The sequence below is a fragment of the Acetobacter senegalensis genome (assembly GCF_001499615.1).
GTDB lineage: Bacteria > Pseudomonadota > Alphaproteobacteria > Acetobacterales > Acetobacteraceae > Acetobacter > Acetobacter senegalensis.
In genome coordinates, this window is record NZ_LN606600.1 from 2535144 (window position 1) to 2555163 (window position 20020).

A 20020-nucleotide genomic window follows, 5' to 3' on the forward strand; every position below is an offset into this window, starting at 1 on the left:
GACCGGATGCCATCGCAAAAACCGTCAATCAAATCGCCAAAAGCCAGAAATCACGGGCCACGCACATCAATTGACGGTTCTTCGATCCCCCCAGATATGTCACGGGTTTCCAGTTCCATGGCAACAGTCCGTGGAGCTGGTTGATTTTGTGCTCGTTGATAAAGGCCAGAACATCGGCAAGGTAATCGTGCGGGTTAAGCCCGGAGAGTTTTGCTCTTTCGATAAGCGTCATGGCGTCAGCGATATTATCGCCACCAGTGTAGGACCAGGCAAACAGATAGTTTTTCCGCCCCATGCACACGGGCCGTATGGCGCGTTCGGCAGGATTGTTATCAATGGCGACACGACTATCTTCGAGGAACAGGGTAAAGTCTATCCATCGGTTGAGCACATAACGAATTGCTTTTGCCAGTTTCCTCTTCCCGGGGATGCGGGCAAGCTGTGTTTCGCACCATGCGTGGAATGCTCGACGCAGATGAGCCCAGCAGGCCGCTTCGCGCACGCGCACGGTGCCGGTTTCATCGGGTTTATACAGATCCCTGAACCCGGCTTAGGCATCAGCCTGTGGAATGCCCTGGAGCTGTGCCAGATGGGTCTGGGATTGATCCCCTTGCGATCGAGAGAGAAACCGGCGGGCGGATCACTCACGCCCTATGGGCGGGGATCGCGCAGAGAGGTCCAGATCCGCCCCTCCTTCACCCCCCATGGTTTCCCAGCCTGACGCAGACAGGGATCAAGAATCTGGATGGGTGTATCATCAGCATGCAGCAGATCTGCCTTTACGACATCCTGACGGATCAGATCTGTCAGAGGACGCAGAACGGCAACGGCCTGACCACACTAGTCGATCAGGGTTAAACGGGGAATGTCCAAACCCTGACGGGCAAAAATCTCGTTCTGACGATAACGCGGAATGTGGTCATCGAATTTTGAGACCAGGATATGGGCCAGAAGCCTGGGGCCAGCCATCCCCCGTGGGACAGGGCGCGATGGTGCTTCAGGCTGCACCATTGTTTCGCACTGACGGCAGGATTTCTTCAGTCGTGCCGTTTCGACAATTTTCAGTTTTGCCACAATAAAGTTCAGTATTCCGGCGACATCTTCACCAACGAGGCGCAGGGGGCCGTCACAGATGGGACAGGCCTCACCATCGCTGACCTCATGCTCCCAGAGATCAGGAGAAGGATCGGCTGCCGCAATGGCGATTTTCACATCATCAAGAAGTAGTTCGAGCTGGAGATATGGTAATCCCCCCATTTTTAGTGGGGGGATTACCATATGACCTTGCGCATATCGGTCACGCCGCAGGCCAGATAGACACGCATGCCGTTGCCCACGCCAATCGTGCCGTCTCCACAATCCGGATGAACCGGGCCAGAAGATCTTCGGCAGGATTACCGCCAGATGCCACAGTAGGTGTCGTCAATGAAGCAACAGGAACAAACGCCACAGACTGATCTGGGGAAGATAGTCTTTGACGGAATGATGTCCTCCACTGGTAAAGATGTTCGCGGGTCAGGTCATGTCGACGTGCCACATCCGATACACTTGCCCCATCAACCCTAAGACATAAAAAACGGGAACTCTCCTTTTGAGTGGATACAAAAAGAGGGGCACGTTAGGATGAAGAAAAACAGTTAGAATGATTCCAATATAAATATTTTTATCCAATATATTTATATTATAGAAGTAGATTTTTTTCTCGATAAAATCTACACTTCAAAGTTGCCAATTGTTCTTGACGTCTTGATGAGCTAAATGTAAATTTCATTTGAAAGAGTTTTTTCCTGTGGCACCCTAACCAAATGGGCTTGAATAATATTTAGTTTTTAGTTTGATAAAGTATATTTTTTATGAAATGCGTGAATTATGATCAAAAAAAACCCTATTGATTGCATTCGTATGGACTTGCCTAATCTTTCAACACGGCTGCAAGCTGCCGCACGATATGTCATAAATAACCAGTACGATGTTGTAACGCATTCAATGCGTGAGATCGCAGCAGCTGCTGCCATTAGCCCAGCAACATTTACAAGGCTAGCACGTGCAGTCAACTACACAGGGTGGGAGGCCTTACGAGAAGATTTAATCGAATATGAACGAGCTAATATCGCAGCACCTTTTTCAAGTCGATTACAGTATCCTTCAAAAAGAAATGAACATGGCGAAATTTCTTTCAGTGCTGAAATTGCTCGAGAGGTTTTATTAGCCGATACTGTGGCAGTCCAGCAGCTAGATCCTGTTTCTATCGACCGCGCAGCTAAGCAGATTATGCAAGCACCACGGATTTGGCTCGCCGGTTTTCGTTCCTGCCACGCCATTGCTCAATCTCTGCACTACCAACTTCGTTTGTTTAGACCCAAAGATATTCGTCTAATTGGTGCCGGAACACCGGAAGACCTCGACATGGGAGCGATTGAGCAAGAAGACACAATTATTCTTATCAGCTTTGCTCCATATTCTAGATCAATCGTGGGAACAGCTCGAATGGCTCAATCCATAGGCTGTAAGATTATTGCAATAGTCGACAGTTTAGCTGCACCTATTACAGAAGGAGCATGTCACGTCCTTCTTTTTAGCCCAGCACAAAGTCCTGGGTTTTTCCCTAGTCTGACCGGTGCATTTGCCATTGTCCAAGCACTCGTGTCTGCCTCTTTTGCAATAGGAGGCGAAGACACTTTGAAGCAACTCCACGAAACAGAAAAACGCCTATCAAAACTCTCAACATTTGTATCAGATAAAAAAGGTTAAGACTTTTTAATTTATAAAATTAGAGAGAAGCAATATTTATAAAGTCTTACGTATAAAAGAAACATTACTCTCTGGTGTTGTAATTATAGGTATATTTGTTAATTCCGAGGCATCTTTTTTCGCAGACGCCATGCTATATTGAGCTAGTAATATAGCATCTACATTTTTTATTTTTTCAACAGTTTGCCCGATGATCTGATTATGAAGAGATATATTGCCCTCCCTCAATGCTTGTAGGGCGCCTTTTACATAAATTTTCTCAATTTGGTAGTCTGGAGAAAATAATCGGGGTAATGATTCAAGAGTAGGTTCAAAAGAAGCTAGAATAGCAATTTTTTTTCCATATGATTTGGTGAGTGGTAGTGCTCCCTCATATGGACCGAAAATAGGAAAATCTGAGTAGACACGTTTACATAGTGCAATTGAACTTTCAAATGCTGAACATGTAAAAAGAGCAGCATCTGCCTTGCTCTTAATACAATATTCAACCAATGAAAGAAATTTAAGATCAATAATTTTATTTATATTACTAATATCTGTAGGAAGACTATCATCTAATATATTAAAAGTTAAAACTTCAGGCCATTCTGTTTTAAAAGCTTTTTCTATGGGTAATTTAGATGCTGTCATAGCATGAATTAAAGCAATTTTTCTTATTTTATGTATTTTGCTCATTTTTTATATTACTCCGTTGAGTGCTTCTTTTTTATCTCTGTCATAAAAACGAAAATTTACATTCCGATCACCTATATCGAAAACAGCTGTAGACAGAGTATTCTCAAAATCAGGATCGTCAGGACAGGATCTAAACGTGGGAAAGTCCGCATCAGAGTTATTCCAGAGCACATCTAAGGGATTATTAAAAGAACTCCGAATTATATTTTCTGATTTCTTTTGTCTGATGTACGAAGATGCTGTAATGATTTGAGGCAACCGAAACATTTTTTCATGTATGAGATGATTAGAGTGGACTGATGTAGAATTGATTTCTCTTGAAGATGATTGTGTATGCGTAAATTCAACGCTTTTTATGTGTTTATCTACAGGCGTTGAAAGAGTCATATGAAAAGCACCAGCTCTAGAATATTTTTTCAATAGTTTAAGAGCATTTTCTATATTAGAACAATCAAGAATAGCTCTTGTAATTATCATTCTTGGAATGCCTGTTCCAATTTCTTGCGAACGAATATTATTGATTGTCGATACTAGTTTAAAATTATTGACGCCAAATGTGTGTCCAGGAATGGAACCAGGATATACAAAACAGGTGAACGAATTTCCCTGTGGCAGAGAGACAGTTACATACGCGCACCCCAAATATAAATTAGGATCCCCATCTTCGTTATGCGCCACCAATTTAGTGGTTCCTGGAACCTGAACAGTCGTACAACCATCTCCAGATATTGGAAAAATATCTCCTCGACAATTCCATAAGAAAAGATCGTTTAAAGAAACGTCGCAGGCATCAGCCATACCTTTTAATTCCTGATAATATTCAGGGAAATGATATTCTACTTGTCTTTGAATATCTGCCACTCTTGGATCCTTACGAAAATTCATAAGGAATTTCCAATTTGGCGAATTAATAAGGTATGACTGAACAGTATCTCTACCAATTGTACCCAGTTGCAGTCCAATCTCAAAGTGGGAGCCTTGTATTTTCTTATGAATGATTGACGACATGTCATGATCTCCGGATATTATTTGCGGTTACAACTCGCTCTTTAATAAACAACATAAAGAGTATTATAGAATAAGCGATTAAACCAATAAGTATATCGCCGCGCATGTCTTCAACTAAAGACATAAAAAATAAAATAGAACATAATAAAAAAATAGAAAAATAGGCATAATAATTATTATTTTTTATTTTCCTTGCTGCCAGTGCTATAAGGAAATAATTAAATATTGTGAAAATTCCTGTTGCTCTCATGAGAACAGAAAATATTTCGGAATAAGAAAAAAAACTACTTAAAAGTATAATAGACGAAGTTAGCGAAGAAAAAATAAGAGCACGTAATGGTATTTTATTTTTATCAGATGTTTTTTCAAAATATTTTAAAGAATTTCCTGATACAGCAAGATTATGCAGAACACGAGATGTTACATACACACCTGAATTCAACGCTGAAAGAGCAGCTATAAATATTACACATGCCATTAATATTTGCGCATAGGGAATGCCAATTTGTTTCAGAACTTCTAAAAACGGAGAATGACCAGATTTTATAGAAGTCCATGGAATGCAGATAATAATAAAAACAATAGATGTCAGATATAAACCTCCTATTCTTAATGCAACTGATTTTATACTATTTGAAATTGACTTGCGGTCTTCACCGGATTCAACTGCAGCTATTGTCGCAATTTCGCTTCCCCCCATGGAAAATACGATTGTAGGAATCGCACAAACCATTGAAATCCAACCATTCGGCGCTATACCCTGCGACACCAGCAAATTTTTCTTAACAATAGAAAAATCGTTACAGACATATCCCATACATATAATTAAAAACAATAGAATTGCGGCTATTTTAATAAATGATAACACATACTCTAAAAATCCATAATTTTCCACGGATAAACAGTTCATTACCGTAATAATAAAAATAAAAGTTAACTCTATAGGCGTTTTCGGAAAATCAATAAAGACACTTAAAATATTTGCCATCGCGATTGCTTCTATCGCAACGACTGTTACCCATATAAGCCAGTAACTCCATGCAGCGAGAAAAGCTGCTCTTCCTCCTAATGTAAGCTCAATGTGACCAAGAAAAGACTGTTTTCCGGGAAAATATAAAGCTAGATCCTTCATCATAACGTTCACAAAAAAAACCAGAATACCTGCGACAGCATAAGCTAGCAACACAATAGGCCCAGCTTGGGCAATTGCCGTTGATGAACCTACGAAGAAGCCGGCTCCAATTACGCCTCCTAGCGCAATCATGACAACATGTTTTGATTGTAAATTCGAAGATAATTCGTTTCCATGAGGAGGATCGTTATCATACATTATCAATATCCATCATTGTCTCTTTTATGCTATTTTTTAAAATTGCAATAACGTTATCAATTTCATTATGACTAATTATAAATGGAGGGGCTAGCAATATATGATCGCCGTCTCTTCCATTTATGGTTCCACTATTTGGGTATATTATTAATCCATTTTTAAAGGCTGTTTTTTTTAATTTTGTAGCCAAATTTACTGACGGAGAAAATGGGCGGTTACCGTCTTTTTTATTTTGAACTAACTCCACTCCCCATAGAAGACCCCTTCCCCGGATGTCTCCCACACAGTCAAGATCTTCTAAAGAATTACGGAGCATTTGCGCAAAATAATCTCCCCTTTCCTTCACTGCTGAAAGCAAATTCTCCCGCTGGATTGTTTCTTGAACGGCTAAAGCTGCGGCTGCTGCAGTAGGGTGCGCCATGTAAGTGTGCCCGTGCTGAAAACTACCCGACCCAAGCTTCATTGCGTCGTAAATTTCATCAGTCGCGATCACTGCTCCGATCGGCTGATAGCCACCGCCCAGACCTTTCGCAATAGTGCAAATATCAGGTTGTATTCCTTCAGCTTCGAATGCCCACTGATAGCCAGTGCGGCCCATGCCACACATAACCTCGTCTAAAATCAAGAGGATTCCATATCTGTCACAAATCTCGCGTATTTTTTTGAAATAATCTAGAACAGCAGGTACTGCGCCACTTGTTGCACCAACAACTGTTTCTGCAACGAATGCCATAACAGTTTCCGGTCCCAGTTCAAGAATCTTGTTTTCTAGAGATCTTGCTGCTCGCTCTGCATAACATGCCTCGTCTTCTTGATCATAACTGTATCGAAAATAAAAGCAGGGATCTATATGATGCGTTTGTATCAATAAAGGTAAGAAATTTTCACGTCGGGGAATGTTTCCTCCCGTAGCAAGAGCGCCTAGTGTGTTTCCGTGGTAGCTTTGCTTTCTTGCTATGATGTTGTAACGCTGAGGATATCCTTTCTCAATATAATACTGACGTGCCATTTTAATTGCTGCTTCAACCGCTTCGGAACCACCGCTCACCAATAAAACATGATTAAGTCCATTCGGAGCTGATTGGACTAAATTTGCAGCAAGCTTTTCAGCTGGTTCCGATGTAAAAAAACCCGTATGTGCATAGGCGATTTCGTCGACCTGTTTTTTTATGGCAGCGATAACTGCTGGATGACCGTGACCTAGGCATGACACAGCAGCACCTCCAGAAGCATCGATATAAGTATTACCTGCACTATCCCATAGATTTATTCCTAATCCACCGACAATGGCAGGAGGTGTGTTGTTTAAAGAGCGGTGAAATAAATAAGTCATAACTAATTCCTTATTTTTACTATGCAGCGCGAGTCATTGCATAGTCTTAACTTTATTGTCTGTTGCGTTTAATATTTATATTATTACAAAGTTCATCATTTTTTCTCTCCTAAACTATGCAGCACGCCCTGGTGGGGCATACAAAATCGAACATGAAACACTCGTATCATTTTTTTATAGAAATGCAACATATGTATTGACTCCTGATGCCAGCCTCCTTAAATATTTTGATATCGGAATGGCAATGATCATGTTTTCTAATGTGATCGTTAGAAGAGGTTAGGCATATAAAGAAATGAAAATACAAAAGAAATTTTTTTTCTCAGCTATGCTTGTTACGTCGACAGTCCTTAGTTTTTCATATGCGTATGCAAAAAGTGAAAAATATAAACCAGCTTCACCACAACTAAGGAAAATATCTGCAAAAAGACATGCATCAAGTAGTCTCGCAGCCCAAGAGGAAAGTCTATCCGTCAGTGGTGCCCGAAGAGTGCATGGGACAATTGTTTCGCTCGGGCAGAATAGAATTGCAGAACAGCCTCCAGGATCTAACCCTTTAAAAGCTTTAGCACGACTACCCGGCATTATGTATCAATCAGCTGATGCTCAAGGTGTAGATGTTTGGTCTAGCCAGGTGTTTATGCATGGCTTCCAGCAACAAGAGTTAGGCATGACATTAGATGGTATGCCCTTAGGAGAAGTAACTTACCGTAACTATAACGGTCTCAATCCAATCACGGCAGTATCTTCAGAAAATGTTGAAAGAATTGACGTCTCCCAATCTGCCGGGGCGGAAGAAATTGCCTCGACCAGTAATTTAGGAGGATCACTCAGTTATCATTCCGTTGACCCAAAAGACAAGCTTGGCGGTACGTTACGACAAGGTTTTGGATCATATGGACTTTATCACACGTTTGCACGTTTCGATAGCGGTCGCCTTAATTCTTCGGGAACGAAGTTTTTTGTATCATATATGAGAAATGATAATCGCTATTGGCGAGGAGGCGGTGAGAACTTCATGCAGCAACTTAATGCCAAATTAGTCCAACCCCTGGGCCGAAGAGGTAAACTGTCGGTTTTCTTTGATTGGAGTGACCTTCATAACGATGGTTATCAGGATCTTTCACCGGAAATTATCAGTAAATTAGGCCAAAGAGTCTCAAACTACTACAATGGCAAAGCAAGCGGTTATCTTGCTGCATATCAGGCGGCTCTTGGTAACTACCCAGCCGGTTATAACAAACTTTCCGATCCTGCTGATGCTTCTTATTATGATGGCGCCACAAGCTCATCTGATTATTTTGGCGGAGCAAAAGCAGACATCAACCTTGCTCATAATCTGACATGGTCTACAACAGCTTACGGACATGGAGAAACAAACCAAACACATTGGACTACACCTTATTTTCCTTCTCCGAATGGTGCACCTTTGAGCGAACTTTCAAAGCAGCCGGCTATTCGAAGGTTTGGCATTCTTTCCGCCATTCACTACGATGTGGCTAAAAATCAGATTGGCGCAGGCGTTTGGTATGAAAATAATACATATCTTTCCCCTATGTATGCCTATTCTATGCCATTAGTTACAAATGGAGTTATCGAAGGAAGCGTACCAAATGGGCGTGTGTGGTGGCGTAGCCCCTTTGCGAAAATATATAACCAAAATTATAGCACAAATACTATGACAGCATTTGTGAACGACACCTATAAACCTATTAAGAATCTAGCATTACATTTTGGTTTCAAGTCAATTTTAAGCACTACACGGGTAGGAGACGGTTACATCAATCAGGGTTATTATGGTGCAGGATCCACTATTACCAGTAGCGAAAGCCTTACGTCTGCAAAAGCATTTTTACCTCATATTGGAGCAGACTGGAGATTCTTGAAGAATCACGAATTATTTTTTGATATTTCCGAAAATATGCATACTTATGCGCAATCGGGCTATCATTTATCTAATTCTCCATTTGCCATTTCGCAAACCGCCTTTGACCTCGGTAAGAACTCTTTCAAGCCTGAAACTGCATGGACATATGCCGTAGGTTATCGCTATACAGATAAACTCATAGCTGCCTCTGTTTACGCCTACAGAACCAACTTCAATAATCGGCTACAACAAATTACAGCTGGTTCTCTTATCAACCCGATCTCGACTGTTTCGAATGTCGGTGGTGTGACCATGAATGGCGTAGATGCAGGACTGACAATTACACCTTTTGAGAATTTCCATATTTCTAATTCAATAAGTTACAATCATGCAACATATGACCAGAATATGTCTGACGGCGGTAGTGTTTATGCGACCAAAGGAAAGCAAGTCGTCAATTATCCACATTTTATGTATAATTCTAGCATGTCTTATACCTACGGTGCCGTAATGGCACATATTGATGCTGAATACATGGGATCAAGAAACTACTCCTACGTAGGCGACGTCAAAGTTCCATCGTATTGGATGACTAATATGGGCATTAAATACAAGCTTGGAGCACCTCGCGGCGGAATTATAAAACTTCCTAAAGGAGTAGAAAATATCGAACTTTCTTTTGATATTTCTAATCTGACTAACACAAAATACATTTCTACGATGGGCGAAAGCGGGAACCCAATGAGTATCTCGTCTGGTGCCTTGACTACACAATCCTTGCTTCCTGGCGCACCAAGAATGTTCTTTGGCGCTTTACGAATTGACTTCTAAAATTCTCTATCTCGCGCTTGTATGCTCTTATTTATTTTGTAACACGATTAGAAATAAAAGAGATCAACTAACGTTTGAAGGCGGCTTTTGAGAGCTATTATGTCTCATAAGCCGTCTTTTCTTTTATCATCTATTGCTATCATAGAGAGGTGGAGGGTTCGAAAAACCCTCTGGTATTGAGGTCTGCTCTGTGATTCCATTTTCCTTGCGTTGATTGGAGTATGGATCATGAAGCAGGCGGGATTTTTTGACGTTGAAGAGCGGCTTGCCCGGCTGAGCGGGCTTGGTGATCAGCTCGAAGCATTTTCCCGGACTGTGGATTTTGAAGTCTTCCGCCCTGACCTGGAGAAGGTTCTGGCGTATTCTGACGGAAGCAAAGGCGGACGACCGCCATTTGATCCGGTGCTGATGTTCAAAATTCTGGTGATCCAGACGCTCAACAATTTGTCTGATGAGCGGACGGAATATCTGATCAACGATCGCCTCTCCTTTATGCGTTTCCTTGGGCTGGGACTTTCAGATCGGGTGCCGGATGCCAAAACGGTCTGGCTGTTTCGCGAGCGTCTGACCCAGGCGGGTGCGATCGATGGGCTGTTCAACCGCTTTGATGCGACCCTGCGCAACGCCGGGTATTTGCCGATGTCCGGCCAGATCCTGGATGCCACACTGGTAGCGGCTCCAAAGCAGCGGAACACCAACGCAGAGAAAGCCGATCTTCGGGAAGGACGTATTCCTGAAGACTGGCAGGACAAGCCGTCAAAGCTGTCGCACAAGGATCGTCATGCGCGCTGGACGCTAAAGTTCACCAAAGCGAAGCTGCAGGATGATGGAACCATGCCATCCAGTGATCTCGCCATCCCGTTCTTTGGCTATAAATCGCATGTTTCCATCGATCGGAAATACCGGTTCATCCGGAAATGGAAAACAACGCATGCCGCCGCCAGTGATGGCGCGAGATTGAGAGAGGGGCTGCTGGATAAAACCAATACGGCCTCAAGTGTCTGGGCTGACACGGCCTATCGCTCAAAAGCCAACGAAGACTTCATGGAAAAGCAGGGATTTGTTTCCAAGGTTCATCGCAAAAAGCCGCATCTCAAGCCTATGCCCCGGCATATCCAGAAATCAAATGCTGGAAAGTCGGTCATCCGCTCGCGTGTCGAGCATGTCTTTGCCGATCAGAAGTCACAGACGGGGCTGTTTGTCCGGACTGTCGGTATCAGTCGAGCCACCATGAGGATCGGCCTGGCCAATATCGTCTACAACATGCGCCGCTTCCTCTTCCTGCAGCGGATCAGCACCACAGCGTAGCTATCAAGCGGATAACAGCGCCCAATCTGCTCAAAACGCAGACCGGATGCCATCGCAAAAACCGTCAATCAAATCGCCAAAAGCCAGAAATCACGGGCCACGCACATCAATTGACGGTTCTTCGATCCCTCCAGGTGGACCCCGTTCTTCGGACAGGTGTCTAAGCTATAATCCGACCTGAAAGAGGACGGGTTTTATGGGCAAGGTTACGCGCAAGAGATAGTAACCGGCCGTTCTGTGCCGCCTTGATTATGCGGCCTTTTTGTGAAGCGTATTCGCGGGTTGCCAGTTCCATGGCAACAATTCGTGGAGGCGGTTGATCTTGTGTTCGTTGATGCGGGCGAGAACATCGGCGAGGTAATCGTGCGGGTTGAGGCCTGAAAGTTTTGCGCTTTCGATAAGCGTCATGGCATCAGCGATGTTGTCGCCCCCGGCGTCTGAACCGGCAAACAGATAGTTTTTCCGCCCGACGCATACCGGTCGTATGGCCCGTTCGGCAGGATTGTTGTCGATGGCAACACGACCATCTTCGAGGAAGAGGGTAAAGGCTGCCCACCGGTTGAGCGCATAACGGATTGCTTTTGCCAGTTCCCCCTTGCCAGGGATACGGGCGAGCTGTGTTTCGCACCATGCGTGGAATGCTGTGACACGAGGGCGGCTTTTTTCCTGTCGGACAGCCAGACGATACGGAGCAGGAGACCCGGTGAGCTGCCGCTCGATATCGTAGAGTTCCCCGATCTGCTCGAGTGCTTCCCTTGCGATTGTCGAATCACTGCCCTTCCAGACATCATGGAAGGCCCTGCGGAGATGAGCCCAGCAGGCCGCTTCGCGCACATGCACGGTTCCCGTTGCATCGGGTTTATACAGATCCCTGAACCCCGCGTAGGCGTCAGCCTGCAGAATGCCCCGGAACTGTGCCAGATGGGTCTGGGGATTGATCCCCTTGCGATCGGGAGAGAACCAGTAGGCCACGGCGGGCGGATCACTCCCGCCCCAGGGGCGGGGATCGCGCAGATAGGTCCAGATCCGCCCTTCCTTCACACCACGTGGTTTCCCAGCCTGGCGCAGACGGGAATCAAGAACCTGGATGGGTGTATCATCGGCATGCAGCAGGTCTGCCTTTACGACATCCTGACGGATCAGATCTGTGAGAGGACGCAGAACGGCAACGGCCTGACCACACCAGTCGATCAGGGTTGAACGGGGAATGTCCACACCCTGACGGGCAAAGATCTCGTTCTGACGATAAAGCGGGATATGGTCATCGAATTTCGAGACCAGGATATGGGCCAGAAGCCCGGGGCCAGCCATCCCCCGTGGAACAGGGCGCGACGGTGCTTCAGGCTGCACCATCGTTTCGCAATGGCGGCAGGATTTCTTCAGCCGTGCCGTTTCGACAACTTTCAGTTTTGCCGCAATAAAGTCCAGTATTTCGGTGACATCTTCGCCTACAAGACGCAGAGGACCGCCACAGGCAGGACAGGCCTCACCCGGGTCGAGAACAATACGCTCCCGTGGTGTCGTGTCAGAAACCTGTGGTTTGCCACGCTGCCGTGGGGGAGAGACTGCATCATCGCTGACATCATGCTCCCTGATATCAGGAGAAGGATCGGCTGCCGCGATGGCGATTTTTACATCTTCAAGGAGCAGTTCGAGCTGTTCAATCTCACGGTCTATCTTTTCTGAACTGGCCCCGAATTTCTGTTTCTGAAGGCGTGCGATCCGGATTTTGAGAGACTGGACAAGAGCCTCATACGCACGGGCCGACGCAGAAAGCCGGGCCACTTCGGTCTGCAGGGAAACAATCATTTCCCTCAGGATATCCGGATCATCAGGCAGGACCACGGGTGCAGGCGTCATTATGAAAAAATAGCAGAAAATCTAAGAAAATTCAAAAGGTTCTACACGATCACGCCATAAAAATCAGGCTACGCGAGACGGTGGTGCAGACCAGGAAGGGCGTCTCCACTCCATGCCTTCCCACAGCATGGCCATCTGTGCTGTCGTCAGGCGTGCAACGCCCTCTGCCGGAGACGGCCATGGAAAACGTCCCTTCTCAAGCACCTTGTAATAAAGACAGAACCCCTGACCGTCCCACATCAGAAGCTTGATCCTGTCGCCACGGCGACCACGAAAAGCAAAGAGCGCCCCTGATGTCGGGTTCTGACGCAGCACGTCCTGTGCCAGTGCTGCCAGACCCGATATGCCCTTGCGCATATCGGTCACCCCGCAGGCCAGATAGACACGCACGCCGTTGCCCACGCCAATCATGCCGTCTCCGCAATCTGGATGACCCGGGCCAGAAGATCTTCGGCAGGATGTCCCGTCACCCTGATACTACGGCCATTGCGCAGCACTATGGCCAGTTCGTCAGGTCCACCGCCAGATGTCACAGCAGGTGTCGTCACTGAAGCAACAGGAATAAACGCCACAGACTGATCTGGCGAAGATAGTCTTTGACGGAATGAACTCCGCCATTGGTAAAGGTGTTGGCGGGTCAGGTCATGCCGACGTGCCACATCCGATACACTCGCTCCATCCACACCAACTTCAGACAGTATCGCCAGTTTGCGTTCATCCGACCAGCGGCGACGGCGTTCAACACCAATCAGGATTTCCTGGGCCATTCTTACCTCTCAAATGACGTCAATAACGACGTCGTTAACGACGGTAAGTTACCAGTCACAATCTTTAATCATAAGGCGGCCTCAAACGGCCGGTTACAAGAGATATGCAGCGGAGTTCAAATCACGGGTTGCCTTGGAAGCGATCCGTAGCGAACTGACGCTGGCGGAACTGGCGTCGAAACATGGCGTGCATCAGACGATGATCGCTCAATGGAAACGGCAGGCGATCGAGGGGATGGCAGCGACCTTTTCCGGAAAGAGGGTGTCTGAGCCTCCGGTCAGTCCGGCTGATGTGGAGAAACTGCACGCGAAGATAGGCGAGCTTCTCGTGGAACGGGATTTTTTACGCGATGCCTCTGCTCGGTTGGGCGTGATCAGAGGCGGCAGATGATTGACCCGAAGCGAGCGCGTCTGCCGATCATCCGGCAATGCACGCTGCTACAACTCAACCGGTCGGGCGTGTACTATCGGCCTGTGCTACAGAACGAGGCCAATCTGGCGTTGATGCGGCTGATCGACGCTCAGTTCCTGGAAACGCCGTATTATGGCTCGCGGCAGATGACATGGCATCTGCGCTGCCTCGGACATGAAGTGGGGCGCAAGCGTGTCCGGCGGCTCATGGCGATTATGGGTCTGCGGGCGATCTACCAGAAGCCGTGCACGAGTGTGCCCCATCCGGAGCATCGGAAATATCCGTATCTGCTGCGGGATCTGGTCATTGATCGTCCCAATCAGGTCTGGTGCTCAGACATCACCTACATCTCGATGCGCAAGGGCTTCCTATACCTTGTGGCGATCATGGACTGGTTCACGCGCAAGGTGCTGTCCTGGCGTCTGTCGAACACGATGGACACGGAGTTCTGTATCGAGGCGCTACAGGATGCCTTTACGCGCTATGGCGCCCCGGAAATTTTCAATACTGACCAAGGGTCGCAGTTTACGACGCCCCGTTTCACCGGGCTCCTGGAAGAGCGTCAGATCCGCATCAGCATGGATGGACGTGGGCGCTGGCTGGACAACGTGTTCATTGAGCGTCTGTGGCGGTCGCTGAAATACGAATGCGTCTACCTGCACGCATTCGAGACCGGATCAGAGCTGAGGGCCGGGCTTGGCAGGTGGATCGCCCATTGTAACGAAAGGCGACCGCATACGGTACTGGCTGGACGCACGCCCGATGAGGCGTATCATGGCGCGCCGACGACCTCTGGTCCGGGGGTAACCCAGGACCAGAGGGCCAACAGCAACGCCGTCAGAATGGCGGCATACCAATAACCGGGTATAGCTTATTCAAACCCAAAAACTGTCCGAACAGACGGGTCCACCTCTTTTTGTCATCGTTCAAACTGCTGTGAAGATTTATGGGAGAGTGAGCGTTTTGTGGAGGAGGACTGCCCTTCTTTTTCTTCTCTTTCCTTTCGCGCTGAAATTTTGAGTTTTTCTGCCTCTTTCCGTTTTTTTTCGACGGTCTGGCGAAGATCCTCGTTCTTCAACCGAAAGCCGTACTCAACGGCAAGGTCCACAACGCGCGCTTTGAACTCATCGGTCCCGGTAATTTTGACTTGACCCCATCTGCTGGCTGCTAGTTGCAAGGATGCCAGGATGATTTCCCGATCTGTGGTGTCGCAGACATCGATCCGATCGCCACGATCGGAAAAGGCAATATGTTCTGGATCGGTAAGTCTGCAATAATGGACATAGGCTCCCCGCACGACAGACCTGAAGCCCGGTGTCCGTCGTCGAAAGATTTGGGACTATGGATGGTGTGAAATAACGGAGGGTCTGGCCCATCTGATTATGATGTTTAGGCGGCACGCTGCTGATGAAGCAAGCGTCGTTTCTGGATGGTAGCTCTTTTGATGCGCTCACGTTCGAGCAGGATTGTCTGCCCCCGTCCGAACCAGACATCTGCCGGCGTGAGATTGTTGAGGCTCTCGTGATAGCGGCGCTGATTATAGTTTTCGACGAATGCCTCGATCTGGCTTTCGAGATCTCCAGGCAGATAATAATGCTCAAGAAGCACGCGGTTCTTGAGCGTCTGGTGCCAACGTTCGATCTTCCCCTGTGTCTGGGGATGGTTGGGAGCGCCACGCACATGATCGATGCTGTTCTGATTTAGCCATTTCGCGAGTTCGTCAGCAACATAACAGGGGCCGTTATCGGAGAGCAGTCGCGGCCGGTGTCTGACCGTGGCTTGATGAAGCCCTGATGCCTGCAAGGCGAGTTCCAGCGTTTGCGTCACATCGGATGCGGCCATGGTCGTGCACAACTTCCAGGCGATGATGTAGCGTGAGAAATCATCAAGGATGGTCGACAGATAGAACCATCCCCATCCGATAACCTTGAGATAGGTGAAATCCGTCTGCCAGAGCTGGTTCGGCGCTGTTGTTTTTGTATGGAAGCTCTCCGCCGCCTTGATGACGATGAATTTCGGACTGGTGATCAGGTCATGGGCCTTGAGCAGGCGATAGACCGAGGCTTCCGAGACGAAATAGCCCTGCTCGTCGGTGAACCGCACGGCAATTTCACGAGGCGACAGTTCCGGCGTCTCCAGCGCCAGATCAATGATCTGTGCACGGATATCGTCCGCGATGCGGTTCCATATCCGATTGGGTCCAGAGGGTTTGTCCGCCAGGGCTTCCGGGCCGCCCGTCCGATAGAGATCGCACCAGCGGTGAAAGGTTGAACGCGGGATACCAATCTTGCCGAGAACCTGCCGAACCGGCAGGGCTGATTGCTCGACAAGGCGGATGATCTCGAGCTTTTCCGAAGCCATATATCTCATGCGGGGTCTCCCCCAGCCCCGATCATGCTTTTTTTAAGCAGGCGCAGTTCCAGTGTCTGCTCGGCCACGACCTCTTTCAGGGCCCGCGCCTCGTCACGCAGATGACGGACTTCACTGGTTGTGGCGTTACGCGCCGTATCGCCCGCAAGTCGTTTCTTCCCGGCTTCAAGAAACTCCTTCGACCAGGAATAATACAGGCTTTCGGCAATACCTTCACGGCGGCACAGCTCAGCTATGCTGCTCTCGCCCCGCAGGCCATCAAGCACAATGCGGATCTTCTCTTCCGCCGAATACTGCCGACGCGTCGCCCGGCGGATATCGCGGATCAACCGTTCCCCCGATGTCGTCTCCGGCAAGGATTTCTGGCTCATACTTCACTCCTTCGTCGTTACGATGAGCCAGAAATCCTCCATTATTCAATTCACCAATTTCGTCCCATAGATCCTGACGGCGGACAGAAACTCCTGACGGGCATCTACCCACAAAGTTTCCTTACGATCAGGGTGATAAAGAATGAGGAGCACGGGCACAGGATAATGCTCCCAATATTTCTGGTGTTTGTCGTTTGCGGTGTAGGGCACGGTGTCGTCCGTTTCACCACGAAAATACGACTGTCCTGATTTCACTTGAACACCTACCATCATACCGGTCGGTTCGCTGTTTTCGTCAAGAAACTCTATGTGCCCGTCGATGCCAAAATCTCCGGTCGAAGTTTCTCGCCAAATTAATTCAAGTTCCGCCAACTTGGACTGAATAGCGGCAATGCCCTTTCGTTCGGTCGCGTAGTTTCTCGGCATGGTCCAGACTTCCAGTTTTTAGATTCCCCATACGGTTATTACCGATTCGAGGGTTGAATCACACTGCGTTGAGTATAGATTTCGTAGAAGTTCTGCGAGGGACCTTAAGAGGAGCAGACGAAAATGTTAGCTTTCTTGTCGCTTCATCCCGAGAGCCGACATTCTGCTGTCCCCCTGATCTGCCTGTCTGCTCAGCAATACATGAGCAGACAAGCGGCTATCGCCTTCATTGCAGACGTGCTTTCTTAAGTAAAATCATCCTGTAAGCAGACATTGTAGTGTAGCAGTGACGAAGGTGGGTGCATTGCAATCTACTGTCAGGCTATATTCTTCTAATGAAATGGAAACCGCGCAATCTACGAGAGTTCGCTCAAATGGTGGTAGGGGATGCCGAGCATTTCCATTACCGCTCCAGCAAGTATATCACAGAATTCTTTGAGGATTGTGACCTCGAATATGTGCACCAAGGTGAAACACGCTCGATTTGGGCCGCTGAAAAGATCGCGGAAATCTTGGCAATGCCAAGCGCATCACCCATCGCTATGCCTGATCCATTCGTGCATGTGATTAGACGCTTGCTCGACCGAAGTGAAGGCGTAAATGACGATGCTGAACGCAGCCTCGCTTTAGCATCCCTCAATACCGTTCTCGCGCGAGAGGGGTGGAGCGCATTTTATGATGAGCATGGCATCGGTCAGATCAAACATATCGCGACCAATACTATCGCACAGATAGCCAATCCTCACCGGCCTTTTACTCCATCCGAGCTGCAGCGTCGTGATCAGCTCATTGGATACCTCAATCGCTGCTCCGAAGACGAACTGATCGAGGATGTCCTTATTCCGTTATTCCGGCAACTCGGCTTTCATCGCATCACAGCCGCGGGTCATAAAGATAAAGCACTCGAATACGGCAAAGATGTATGGATGAAATACACTCTGCCCACGCTTCACGTATTATATTTTGGCATTCAGGCCAAAAAAGGAAAGCTTGATGCTTCGGGCATCAGCACTCGCAATGTCGCCGAGATCTATACTCAGCTCACAATGATGCTTGGACACGAAATTTTTGACCCAGAGACCAGCCGACGTGTCCTCGTTGATCATGCATTCATCGTCGCAGGCGGCGAAATAACAAAGCAAGCGCGTAATTGGATCGGTAACAAACTCGACGCTAGTAAGCGCTCTCAAGTCATGTTCATGGATCGCGACGACATCTTGAATTTGTTCGTGGTGACAAACCTACCGCTTCCAAAGGGCGCTCTCCCACCGACCTCGTCATGGGATATGGAAGATGTCTCTTTCTAATTTTTTCATGTAAGGATGCTGAAATCCGACTTTCTACACTCATCTGACAACACTGTGTTGATTTTCACTGAGAACTGATGGTGTGGACGGCTCGCAGCGGTCCTGAGAGGATACTGAAGAGCTGAGTGTCCAGTGGAGGAAACCATCATGTCCCAGTTGATCCGTATCGGCATGGATACGTCGAAAAAAGTGTTCCAGCTTCATGGCGTGGATGCCGATGAGCGGGTTGTTCTGAGCCGGAAACTGAGCCGACATCAGATGATCCGGTTTTTCGCGAACCTTCCGCCCACAGTAATTGGCATTGAAGCCTGTGGAGCGTCCCATCACTGGGCCAGAACCCTTGGTGCACTTGGCCACGAGGTGCGGCTGATGGCGCCACAGCTTGTCAAACCCTACGTCAGACGCAGCAAGAATGATGCGGCAGATGCCGAGGCCCTCTGTGAGGCGATGAGCCGGCCGACCATGCGTTTTGTACCTGTCAAAACCGTTGGGCAGCAGGCAGCCCTCATGCTTGTCGGCATGCGGGAGCGGCTCATTGGCAGGCGGACCCAGCTGGCCAATTCCATTCGGGGCTATGCCGCAGAATTTGGAGTGACCGCCCCTGTGGGTCTCTCCCGTGTGGCCCCGTTCCTTCAGCAGATTGCGTCTGAAGAAACGCTGCCACCTCTAGCACGTGATCTGTTTGCGCAGATGGCAGAAGAGTATGAAGGTCTGATGGAACAGATCAGGGATCTCGATAAAAAGCTGGCCACATGGCATCGAAGTCAGGAGGTGAGCCGCAGGCTGTCCGGAATTCCGGGCATCGGTCCTCTGGCTGCTGCTCTTCTGCTCATGAAGGCGCCGGATCCGCACCTGTTCCGCTCAGGGCGGGATTTCGCGGCGTGGATAGGCCTCACTCCTCGTGATCATTCCTCAGGTGGCAAGGTCAGGCATGGCGGGATCACCAGGGCTGGAGACAGCCGCCTGAGAAGCACGCTGGTGGTTGGCGCGACCACCGTGCTCCGGCATGTCAGGCAGAACGGACAGAGCCGTCTCGCCACGCCGTGGCTTCTCAGTCTTCTGAGCAGAAAGAAGCCGAAACCCGCTGCTGTGGCTCTGGCCAACAGGATGGCACGCATTGCATGGAAGCTGATGACCAGCGGCGAAACATATCGCAAACCGATGGATGCTGTTGCGCTGGCAGCGGCAGCCGCCTGCTGACGAGATTGGCCAACACGATGCACGGAAAAAGAACGTGATCGTGTGAGCCGATACCGCAGTCCTGCAAAGAGGAGATGGGGAGATCGTTCGATCTGAATGGAAGACACTCCGCAAGAGCCCGTGGTTTTCAAAAACCGCAGAACTGAATGGAACTTCCATCGCAGAAACCATCTTGGTCAGCAGTCTGAACACTGCAAAAACAGG

At 48.0% G+C, this 20020-nt stretch carries 16 protein-coding genes and 2 pseudogenes; 6 read left to right on the top strand and 12 right to left on the bottom strand.

The features are described from left to right. Positions 1-28: 28 nt before the first annotated feature. Both tnpC (ASN_RS20475) and ASN_RS18925 read right to left on the bottom strand, forming a co-directional pair. Positions 29-1236 (bottom strand): annotated as a pseudogene (gene tnpC, locus ASN_RS20475) (IS66 family transposase); the annotation flags it as partial. 61 nt (positions 1237-1297) lie between these two features. Next, positions 1298-1543, bottom strand: a pseudogene (locus ASN_RS18925) (transposase); the annotation flags it as partial. A gap of 326 nt (positions 1544-1869) precedes the next feature. Between ASN_RS18925 and ASN_RS11875 the strand changes: the two are divergent. After that, entirely contained in the window at positions 1870-2751 is an 882-nt protein-coding gene (locus ASN_RS11875; RefSeq protein WP_058988296.1) for a MurR/RpiR family transcriptional regulator, read from the top strand. 36 nt (positions 2752-2787) lie between these two features. Here the strand turns inward: ASN_RS11875 and ASN_RS19705 are convergent, their stop codons facing one another. Genes ASN_RS19705 through ASN_RS11880 form a run of 4 tightly spaced genes read right to left on the bottom strand, consistent with a single transcriptional unit; the run spans position 2788 to position 7097 of the window. Further along, on the bottom strand, positions 2788-3426 hold the full coding sequence (locus ASN_RS19705; protein ID WP_157765174.1) for an aspartate/glutamate racemase family protein: 639 nt from the start codon (positions 3424-3426) through the stop codon (positions 2788-2790). 3 nt (positions 3427-3429) lie between these two features. Continuing rightward, positions 3430-4434 (bottom strand): C45 family autoproteolytic acyltransferase/hydolase, encoded by a 1005-nt coding sequence (locus tag ASN_RS18930; RefSeq protein WP_082666666.1) that lies wholly within the window; start codon positions 4432-4434, stop codon positions 3430-3432. A gap of 1 nt (position 4435) precedes the next feature. Next, on the bottom strand, positions 4436-5764 hold the full coding sequence (locus ASN_RS18935) for an amino acid permease (RefSeq protein ID WP_082666667.1): 1329 nt from the start codon (positions 5762-5764) through the stop codon (positions 4436-4438). Next, entirely contained in the window at positions 5757-7097 is a 1341-nt protein-coding gene (locus ASN_RS11880) for an aspartate aminotransferase family protein (protein WP_082666668.1), read from the bottom strand. Before ASN_RS11880 ends, ASN_RS18935 begins: the two co-directional genes overlap by 8 nt. 295 nt (positions 7098-7392) lie before the next feature. Here ASN_RS11880 and ASN_RS11885 point away from each other — a divergent pair, with 295 nt between their 5' ends. Continuing rightward, a complete protein-coding gene (locus ASN_RS11885; protein ID WP_082666669.1) occupies positions 7393-9795 on the top strand; it encodes a TonB-dependent receptor in 2403 nt (800 codons plus the stop codon). 228 nt (positions 9796-10023) lie between these two features. Further along, positions 10024-11103 (top strand): IS5 family transposase, encoded by a 1080-nt coding sequence (locus ASN_RS11890; RefSeq protein ID WP_058988266.1) that lies wholly within the window; start codon positions 10024-10026, stop codon positions 11101-11103. Positions 11104-11352: 249 nt separating this feature from the next. Here ASN_RS11890 and tnpC (ASN_RS11895) read toward each other — a convergent pair whose 3' ends face one another. From tnpC (ASN_RS11895) to tnpA, 3 genes are all read right to left on the bottom strand, one after another. After that, entirely contained in the window at positions 11353-12963 is a 1611-nt protein-coding gene (tnpC, locus tag ASN_RS11895; protein WP_058986868.1) for an IS66 family transposase, read from the bottom strand. 63 nt (positions 12964-13026) lie between these two features. After that, on the bottom strand, positions 13027-13374 hold the full coding sequence (gene tnpB, locus ASN_RS11900) for an IS66 family insertion sequence element accessory protein TnpB (RefSeq protein ID WP_010510701.1): 348 nt from the start codon (positions 13372-13374) through the stop codon (positions 13027-13029). Then, a complete protein-coding gene (gene tnpA, locus ASN_RS19270; protein ID WP_058986867.1) occupies positions 13371-13730 on the bottom strand; it encodes an IS66-like element accessory protein TnpA in 360 nt (119 codons plus the stop codon). The genes tnpB and tnpA overlap by 4 nt, the downstream gene beginning before the upstream one ends. A gap of 67 nt (positions 13731-13797) precedes the next feature. On the opposite strand from tnpA, the gene ASN_RS11915 reads away from it, so the two are divergent. After that, positions 13798-15002 (top strand): IS3 family transposase gene (locus tag ASN_RS11915; RefSeq protein ID WP_407922313.1). Its coding sequence is split into 2 segments (ribosomal slippage): positions 13798-14068 and positions 14068-15002, totalling 1206 coding nucleotides; the frame shifts between segments, so codons are not numbered across the junction. A 59-nt stretch (positions 15003-15061) separates the two neighbouring features. Here ASN_RS11915 and ASN_RS11920 read toward each other — a convergent pair. The 3 genes from ASN_RS11920 to ASN_RS11935 all read right to left on the bottom strand — a co-directional run bounded on the left by ASN_RS11920 (position 15062) and on the right by ASN_RS11935 (position 17309). Then, the gene (locus ASN_RS11920) at positions 15062-15439 is read right to left on the bottom strand and encodes an LPD7 domain-containing protein (protein ID WP_058988298.1); all 378 of its coding nucleotides are present in this window, start codon (positions 15437-15439) and stop codon (positions 15062-15064) included. 92 nt (positions 15440-15531) lie between these two features. Next, a protein-coding gene (locus tag ASN_RS11925) for an IS3 family transposase (protein WP_099048284.1) occupies positions 15532-16883 on the bottom strand; the annotation gives its coding sequence in 2 pieces (ribosomal slippage) (positions 15532-16547 and positions 16547-16883; 1353 coding nt in all). Between the two features lie 45 nt (positions 16884-16928). After that, positions 16929-17309 (bottom strand): DUF4365 domain-containing protein, encoded by a 381-nt coding sequence (locus ASN_RS11935; protein WP_058988299.1) that lies wholly within the window; start codon positions 17307-17309, stop codon positions 16929-16931. A 335-nt stretch (positions 17310-17644) separates the two neighbouring features. Here ASN_RS11935 and ASN_RS11940 point away from each other — a divergent pair, with 335 nt between their 5' ends. Both ASN_RS11940 and ASN_RS11945 read left to right on the top strand, forming a co-directional pair. Next, entirely contained in the window at positions 17645-18616 is a 972-nt protein-coding gene (locus ASN_RS11940; RefSeq protein WP_058988300.1) for a PDDEXK family nuclease, read from the top strand. A 147-nt stretch (positions 18617-18763) separates the two neighbouring features. Then, the gene (locus ASN_RS11945) at positions 18764-19816 is read left to right on the top strand and encodes an IS110 family RNA-guided transposase (RefSeq protein ID WP_058988301.1); all 1053 of its coding nucleotides are present in this window, start codon (positions 18764-18766) and stop codon (positions 19814-19816) included. The last annotated feature ends 204 nt before the right edge of the window (positions 19817-20020 follow it).

Coding starts and splice junctions, on each gene's coding strand:
- ASN_RS11875 (WP_058988296.1), top strand. CDS start 1,870: ATGATCAAAAAAAACCCTATTGATTGCATTCGTATGGACTTGCCTAAT.
- ASN_RS19705 (WP_157765174.1), bottom strand. CDS start 3,426: ATGAGCAAAATACATAAAATAAGAAAAATTGCTTTAATTCATGCTATG.
- ASN_RS18930 (WP_082666666.1), bottom strand. CDS start 4,434: ATGTCGTCAATCATTCATAAGAAAATACAAGGCTCCCACTTTGAGATT.
- ASN_RS18935 (WP_082666667.1), bottom strand. CDS start 5,764: ATGTATGATAACGATCCTCCTCATGGAAACGAATTATCTTCGAATTTA.
- ASN_RS11880 (WP_082666668.1), bottom strand. CDS start 7,097: ATGACTTATTTATTTCACCGCTCTTTAAACAACACACCTCCTGCCATT.
- ASN_RS11885 (WP_082666669.1), top strand. CDS start 7,393: ATGAAAATACAAAAGAAATTTTTTTTCTCAGCTATGCTTGTTACGTCG.
- ASN_RS11890 (WP_058988266.1), top strand. CDS start 10,024: ATGAAGCAGGCGGGATTTTTTGACGTTGAAGAGCGGCTTGCCCGGCTG.
- tnpC (WP_058986868.1), bottom strand. CDS start 12,963: ATGACGCCTGCACCCGTGGTCCTGCCTGATGATCCGGATATCCTGAGG.
- tnpB (WP_010510701.1), bottom strand. CDS start 13,374: ATGATTGGCGTGGGCAACGGCGTGCGTGTCTATCTGGCCTGCGGGGTG.
- tnpA (WP_058986867.1), bottom strand. CDS start 13,730: ATGGCCCAGGAAATCCTGATTGGTGTTGAACGCCGTCGCCGCTGGTCG.
- ASN_RS11935 (WP_058988299.1), bottom strand. CDS start 17,309: ATGCCGAGAAACTACGCGACCGAACGAAAGGGCATTGCCGCTATTCAG.
- ASN_RS11940 (WP_058988300.1), top strand. CDS start 17,645: ATGAAATGGAAACCGCGCAATCTACGAGAGTTCGCTCAAATGGTGGTA.
- ASN_RS11945 (WP_058988301.1), top strand. CDS start 18,764: ATGTCCCAGTTGATCCGTATCGGCATGGATACGTCGAAAAAAGTGTTC.